Below are 6,289 nucleotides of genomic sequence, written 5' to 3'. Positions count from 1 at the left end.
CTATAAAAAATATTTAACGGTTATATTTGTTGTAATTTTACTACATTTATTGCGCTTTTATTGAGCGGTAACCGATACGGCCCTTTATTTATTATGCATTCTGAAAGTGTGAAGTGATTTAATGACAAACAAAATTTCATCGTCAAAACCTGAAACAAATATTAAGTTTATTGGCGCTCATGTGTCGGCAGCCGGTGGTGTTGATCAGGCTCCAATGAGAGCTCGAGAGATAGGTGCTAATGCGTTTGCACTGTTTACTAAAAACCAGAGGCAATGGGCTGCAAAGCCGTTAGAGGCGAAAACTATTAGCGCCTTTAAAGCCAACTGCAAAATGTTGGGCTTTTCAGCGGAGCACATTCTTCCTCACGACTCCTACTTGATTAACCTCGGCGCACCAGAAGAAGAGAAACTAGAGAAATCACGCGCTGCCTTTATTGATGAGATGGAACGTTGTAACCAGCTTGGGTTAACGCTTTTGAACTTCCATCCTGGCAGCCATCTTAAAAAGATCTCTGAGACTGAGTGTCTAGCGAAAATCGCAGAGTCGATTAACCTCGCCCATCAAGCAGTTCCTGATGTGATTGCGGTGATCGAGAATACGTCAGGCCAAGGCACTAACTTGGGTTGGAAGTTTGAGCACCTAGCAGAGATTATCGAGCAAGTAGAAGATAAATCGCGTGTTGGCGTGTGTTTAGACACCTGCCACACCTTTACAGCGGGTTATGACCTAAGAACAAAAGAAGCGTGCGAACACACTTTCGCTGAATTTGACCGCATCGTGGGTATGCACTATCTAAGAGCAATGCACATCAATGATTCAAAAGCTGAGTTCGCGAGCCGAGTTGATAGACACCATTCTTTAGGAAAAGGCGAAATTGGCTGGGATTGTTTTGAGTATATTGCCTCAGATTCCCGCTTTAACGGAATCCCTCTTATCTTAGAAACGATTGATTCGACGATTTGGAAAGAGGAAATTCAAAAGCTTAGAATGTTTCATCGCTCAGCAACGCTAGCGACGGGAGAGGCGTAATAATAGAGGGGAAAATTAATTTTCCTCTTTTTATAAGAATTGGCACCTTTATTTCATAGCTACTAAGTGAATATGTAGTTCACGATGTCTTATAGGAGGTGCCTTTATGTATTCAAAAGCCCAAACTTCAACTGTTTCTGCCGCTCGTCGTTTACCGACTCCAAATCGTCACGTGCATAGCCATGGTCACCATCGTACTAAGCAGAAAAGCGGTTAATCGAGATCAACACAACTTGAACTGATTATTATGATTCATCAACAAATGAACCCTACACATCATGTTTATTGATAGCTGTATGAGGTATAACTAGTAGCCGATACAGCTATTTTTTGACTGGCGAAACCTAGAAACCATGATGATTGGGAAGTAAAACGATGAGCACACCAAAGACTTGGGCATCCATTATTAATGACGAACGTGAGAAAGAGTACTTCCAAAGTGTTCTCGCTTTCGTCGAACAGCAACGTAATAGTGGGAAAACCATCTACCCACCTCAAGAGCAGGTATTCAGCGCTTTTGATATGACGCCCTTTGAATCTGTACGAGTGGTTATCCTAGGACAAGACCCTTATCACGGTGCTAATCAAGCACACGGCTTGGCCTTCTCTGTATTGCCCGGCGTTAAAATCCCGCCTTCTCTACGCAACATGTACAAAGAACTGGCACAAGATATCGAAGGTTTTGAAGCGCCTAACCATGGTTACCTTGAAGATTGGGCATCACAAGGGGTGTTGATGTTGAATACTGTTTTAACAGTAGAAGAGGCACAAGCACACTCACATGCCAAATGTGGCTGGGAAACCTTTACCGATGCCATTATTGCAGAGCTGAACCAGCGTTCTGAGCCGATTATTTTCTTGTTATGGGGCGCGCATGCGCAGAAGAAAGGCCAAGCGATTGATACACAGAAACATCATGTGTTAGCTGCACCTCATCCTTCACCGCTGTCGGCACGTCGCGGTTTCTTTGGTTGCCAGCATTTTTCAACGGCTAACAAACTGCTTTCTTCTATGGATCAGCAACCTATCGACTGGCGCCTACCTGCAGAAGTGTAGGTTGGTTGTTTTCTGAGCAGGGTCAAATCATAACTCGGTATCTTCGTATACACTTATAAATAGTAGGTGTAATGGAGTGCAATACTATGATGATTGAAAGGATAAGACGAGAGCATGGCTATATGGCTCGATTACTCGCGATACTCAACAATAAGTTAGAGTTTCTAAAGCAGGAGCGAGAAATAAACTATAGCCTTATCGCTGAGGTGGTTCACTACTTGATGAACCATTCAGATAAAGTACATCACCCTAAAGAAGACGTCATTTATCGCTATTACCTTAAGCAATATGGCAGTGACCAAGCAATTGAGGACTTGGAACTCGAGCATCAATTGCTATCTGAGAAAACGGCTGACTTTTTAGGTGTGGTAGACATGATCCTCCAAGATGCTGTGGTTCCACAGCATGTGTTCATCGATCAACTCGAAAGCTTTGTTAAAGCGCAGCGAAAGCATATGGAGTATGAAGAGAAGCATGTGTTACCTATGATCGTGCAAGCATTTACAGTGAAGGATTGGCAAGAGGTTGAATCGCAATGGCTTCAACCCGAAGACGATCCTGTGTTTGGGGATACGATTGCTGATCAGTATCGTCAACTCGCGGCGCGCGTGCGACAAAATGAACAAGAGTGTGTTTAGCGAGTTAGTATTTCCCTCTATATTAAAGGGGTCTTTCCCTCACAACGGAAATTTCAAAATGACTCGCAGCGTACGATAACACCAAATGAAAGAAAAAAGGCACCTATTAAGGTGCCTTTTATTATCTGTTTTCTTATCGTGCTGATTAAAGCTTTATATCGTCAAGGCTAAAATCAAGACCGAGGTTCATCTCTCTTAGCTCTTTCTCAAGCTGCCTACGATCGTTGATTGCTTCGATTTCACGCCACTTACGCTTGAGTGGTTTAGAACGTGTTTTCTGAGTTGCACGAGGCATTTCTAGTTCTGATACTTCATCGAATTGAAAGTTATCCATAAGCCATATCTCCTTCCGTGGGACTAGTTCTTACGAACTATTAAATATCATATTTAGGTTCACCATAACCTTGATTTGTTTCTCATTTGTTTCAAAACCATGAAGCTTTTGTTCTCATTTTTTATGCATGCTCACACATTGTGGTGATTTTTATGTGCAAAAAACGAGCAAACAAACCGAAGTAAACGATTAAATTACAGGTTATTGAATGTTAATTCATTGTGCGAAAGGAATAGTATTTTAGTGATAATGCATTTAAGTGCGTATTGTACTGTACGAGACGGGGATCTTATTACTCTAGAAAAAAACACAGATCTTCACTATACCTTGTAAAACCTAGGCTGACGTTACTTTTACAGTGCGTCGTTCTTATTCGGTGGGGTCGGTTGTTGATGTTGAGATTATGTCCCGATAATGTGACTTTTATTGGGCTGGATTGTTGAAAAATGTGTTAACAAAAGGTGTGTTATTAGTGAAATGTCATTTTGATATAAATCAATTTGCATATTGATTTTTAGATCATCTCGCTGCATTATCCGCCCGTCAAAAAATACACCGATACGTAAAATGGATGCATGAAGCGACATTTACAATCTAGATCGCAACAAATAAATATAAAACTAATGCCGACACAACTATTGACACTGGCATAGGTGATCTAGAGGAAGGCTTGGAAGCATGATCGGTGCTTAAACTCAATTACGAGGTTCACGTGACAGACTTAATCAATTTGATGAACGATCTCCTTTGGGGATCTATCTTAGTTTATTTACTGGTTGGTGTGGGTATCTACTTCACCGTACGACTAGGCTTCATTCAATTCCGCCATTTCGGCCACATGTTCTCGGTTCTAAAGAACAGCCGCAAAGCAGACAGTGCTGGTATCTCTTCTTTCCAAGCTCTTTGTACTAGTCTTGCTGCTCGTGTTGGTACGGGTAACATGGCAGGTGTTGCTGTAGCACTTACTGCTGGTGGCCCTGGTGCTATCTTCTGGATGTGGCTAATTGCAATGCTAGGTATGGCAACATCATTTGCTGAAAGTACGCTAGCGCAGTTATACAAAACACGCGATAACGACGGTAACTACCGTGGTGGCCCTGCATACTACATGGAGAAAGGCCTAGGCATGCGTTGGATGGGGGTTCTATTCTCTATCTTCCTAATCATCGCATTCGGTCTTGTATTCAACGCGGTTCAAGCGAACGCGATTGCAAGTGCAATGAATACAGCGTTTGACTTTGAACGCAGCTACACAGGTGTAGCAATCGTAATTATCTCTGCATTCGTTATCTTCGGTGGTATCCGTAAGATTGCACGTACTGCAGAAATCATCGTTCCAATCATGGCATTGGCTTACCTTGCTATCGCTCTGTTTATAATGTTTGCGAACATTGAAAGAGTGCCTGAAGTGATCGCTCTTATCTTCAAGAGTGCATTCGGCCTACAAGAAGCGGCTGCCGGTGGTCTAGGTTACGCAATTGCACAAGCGATGATTAACGGCATCAAACGTGGTCTGTTCTCGAACGAAGCGGGTATGGGTTCTGCGCCAAACGCAGCAGCTTCTGCTACGCCTTACCCACCGCACCCAGCATCACAAGGTTATGTACAAATGCTAGGTGTATTCATGGATACGATCGTTATCTGTTCTGCAACAGTAGCAATCATCCTGATGTCTGGTGAGTATGTACCACACGGTGAAGTAACAGGTATAGAGTTGACTCAACGTGCACTAACAGCACAAGTAGGCTCTTGGGGCGGTATTTTTGTAGCGGTAGCGATTTTCTTCTTCGCTTTCACTTCAATCATTGCAAACTACTCGTACGCTGAAACGAACCTGATTTTCCTAGAGCACAACAACAAGAAAGGCTTAGTGCTGTTCCGTATTATTGTGCTGGGTATGGTTATGTTTGGTTCTCTGGCAACGCTACCAACGGTATGGGCACTGGCTGACGTATCGATGGGTCTAATGGCGATTGTTAACTTGGTGGCGATTATCCTGCTATCAGGCATCGTGATTAAGCTAGCGAAAGATTACAACCGTCAACTAGACGCAGGTAAAGTACCGACATTTGATTCAAATGACTTCCCAGAGCTTAAGTCTCAACTGGAAGACGGTATTTGGGACAACAACAAGAAGTAATCTTGTTGGAGCGATAAACCGCTCATCCTAAAACGATTAGAAAGGCTAAGGTTTCGACCTTAGCCTTTTTCTTTGTCTACCGTTTGTTATTTTGCGGTTTTGGTGATTGAAAGTGGGGGGTTAGAATCATCTATCAAAGTAATAGGAAGAGTCATAAAGACAAGTTGATGTTTTTTCTATACTCTAGCAGCATCCAGTTAGATAACCGATTAGGGTAAAGTTATGTTAGTTGTCGTGTCTCCAGCCAAAACACTTGATTACGAATCACCATTAGCGACAGAACGCTTTAGTCAGCCTGAGTTTGTTGAACACTCTGCTGAACTGATTGAAGAGTGCCGCAAGCTGACACCAGCAGATGTCTCTGCATTGATGAAAGTGAGCGATAAGATCGCAGGGTTGAACGTAGCGCGCTTTGAGCAGTGGAGCGAGACTTTTACCCAAGAGAATGCACGTCAAGCCATCCTTGCCTTCAAAGGTGATGTATACACAGGCCTAGACGCTGAAACACTGTCGGATGAAGATTTTGACTACGCACAGAACCACCTGCGTATGCTTTCTGGTCTTTACGGCTTACTAAAGCCACTTGATTTGATGCAACCTTACCGCCTAGAAATGGGCACGCGTTTAGCGAATGCTCGTGGTACTAATTTGTACCAGTTCTGGGGCAATATCATCACAGATAAGCTGAATGAAGCGCTGAATACTCAAGGCGACAATGTGCTGATCAACCTAGCATCTAACGAGTACTTCAAAGCGGTAAAACCAAAGAACTTGGATGGCCAAGTGATTACACCGGTATTCAAAGACTGCAAGAACGGTCAATACAAGGTGATCAGTTTCTACGCGAAAAAGGCGCGCGGCATGATGGCTCGCTACATCATTGAGAACAAAGTGGACTCAATTGAAGCACTGACTAAGTTTGATACCGCGGGTTACTACTTCGTAGAAGAAGAGTCGAATGCGAAAGAGCTTGTCTTCAAGCGTGAAGAGCAAAACTAGACGTTATTGATTCAAGGTAGTCGCGCTTTGAGGCGAGATACCAACTAGATATAGAAAAGCCCCATGCAGTTCGCTGCGTGGGGCTTTTTGTT

At 43.2% G+C, this 6,289-nt stretch carries 6 protein-coding genes; 5 read left to right on the top strand and 1 reads right to left on the bottom strand.

Translation table 11 applies throughout. The annotated features are described in order from the left end of the window. Positions 1-121 precede the first annotated feature (121 nt). The 3 genes from nfo to BCT81_RS13505 all read left to right on the top strand — a co-directional run bounded on the left by nfo (position 122) and on the right by BCT81_RS13505 (position 2,724). Positions 122-1,030 (top strand): deoxyribonuclease IV, encoded by a 909-nt coding sequence (gene nfo, locus BCT81_RS13515; RefSeq protein WP_198596889.1) that lies wholly within the window; start codon positions 122-124, stop codon positions 1,028-1,030. Positions 1,031-1,405: 375 nt separating this feature from the next. Next, positions 1,406-2,086 carry a uracil-DNA glycosylase gene (gene ung / locus BCT81_RS13510; protein ID WP_102424746.1) on the top strand — a complete coding sequence of 227 codons (681 nt, stop codon included), beginning with the start codon at positions 1,406-1,408 and terminating at the stop codon, positions 2,084-2,086. An 86-nt stretch (positions 2,087-2,172) separates the two neighbouring features. Next, a complete protein-coding gene (locus tag BCT81_RS13505) occupies positions 2,173-2,724 on the top strand; it encodes a hemerythrin domain-containing protein (RefSeq protein ID WP_102424745.1) in 552 nt (183 codons plus the stop codon). Positions 2,725-2,869: 145 nt separating this feature from the next. Here the strand turns inward: BCT81_RS13505 and BCT81_RS13500 are convergent, their stop codons facing one another. Further along, complete coding sequence (locus BCT81_RS13500) at positions 2,870-3,058, bottom strand: DUF3545 family protein (RefSeq protein WP_102424744.1); 189 nt, start codon at positions 3,056-3,058, stop codon at positions 2,870-2,872. Positions 3,059-3,770: 712 nt separating this feature from the next. Here BCT81_RS13500 and BCT81_RS13495 point away from each other — a divergent pair. Further along, positions 3,771-5,198: a sodium:alanine symporter family protein gene (locus BCT81_RS13495; protein WP_102424747.1), complete on the top strand. Its 1,428-nt coding sequence runs from the start codon at positions 3,771-3,773 to the stop codon at positions 5,196-5,198. A gap of 222 nt (positions 5,199-5,420) precedes the next feature. Then, on the top strand, positions 5,421-6,197 hold the full coding sequence (gene yaaA, locus BCT81_RS13490; protein WP_102424743.1) for a peroxide stress protein YaaA: 777 nt from the start codon (positions 5,421-5,423) through the stop codon (positions 6,195-6,197). The last annotated feature ends 92 nt before the right edge of the window (positions 6,198-6,289 follow it).

The sequence above is a fragment of the Vibrio sp. 10N.261.52.A1 genome (assembly GCF_002876325.1).
In the GTDB taxonomy this organism is placed as follows: domain Bacteria; phylum Pseudomonadota; class Gammaproteobacteria; order Enterobacterales; family Vibrionaceae; genus Vibrio; species Vibrio chagasii.
This window is presented reverse-complemented; position numbering and strand designations above follow the sequence as displayed.

Bases quoted from the DNA above. Each gene is read 5' to 3' on its own strand.
- nfo (WP_198596889.1), top strand. From the start codon at position 122: ATGACAAACAAAATTTCATCGTCAAAACCTGAAACAAATATTAAGTTT.
- ung (WP_102424746.1), top strand. From the start codon at position 1,406: ATGAGCACACCAAAGACTTGGGCATCCATTATTAATGACGAACGTGAG.
- BCT81_RS13505 (WP_102424745.1), top strand. From the start codon at position 2,173: ATGATGATTGAAAGGATAAGACGAGAGCATGGCTATATGGCTCGATTA.
- BCT81_RS13500 (WP_102424744.1), bottom strand. From the start codon at position 3,058: ATGGATAACTTTCAATTCGATGAAGTATCAGAACTAGAAATGCCTCGT.
- yaaA (WP_102424743.1), top strand. From the start codon at position 5,421: ATGTTAGTTGTCGTGTCTCCAGCCAAAACACTTGATTACGAATCACCA.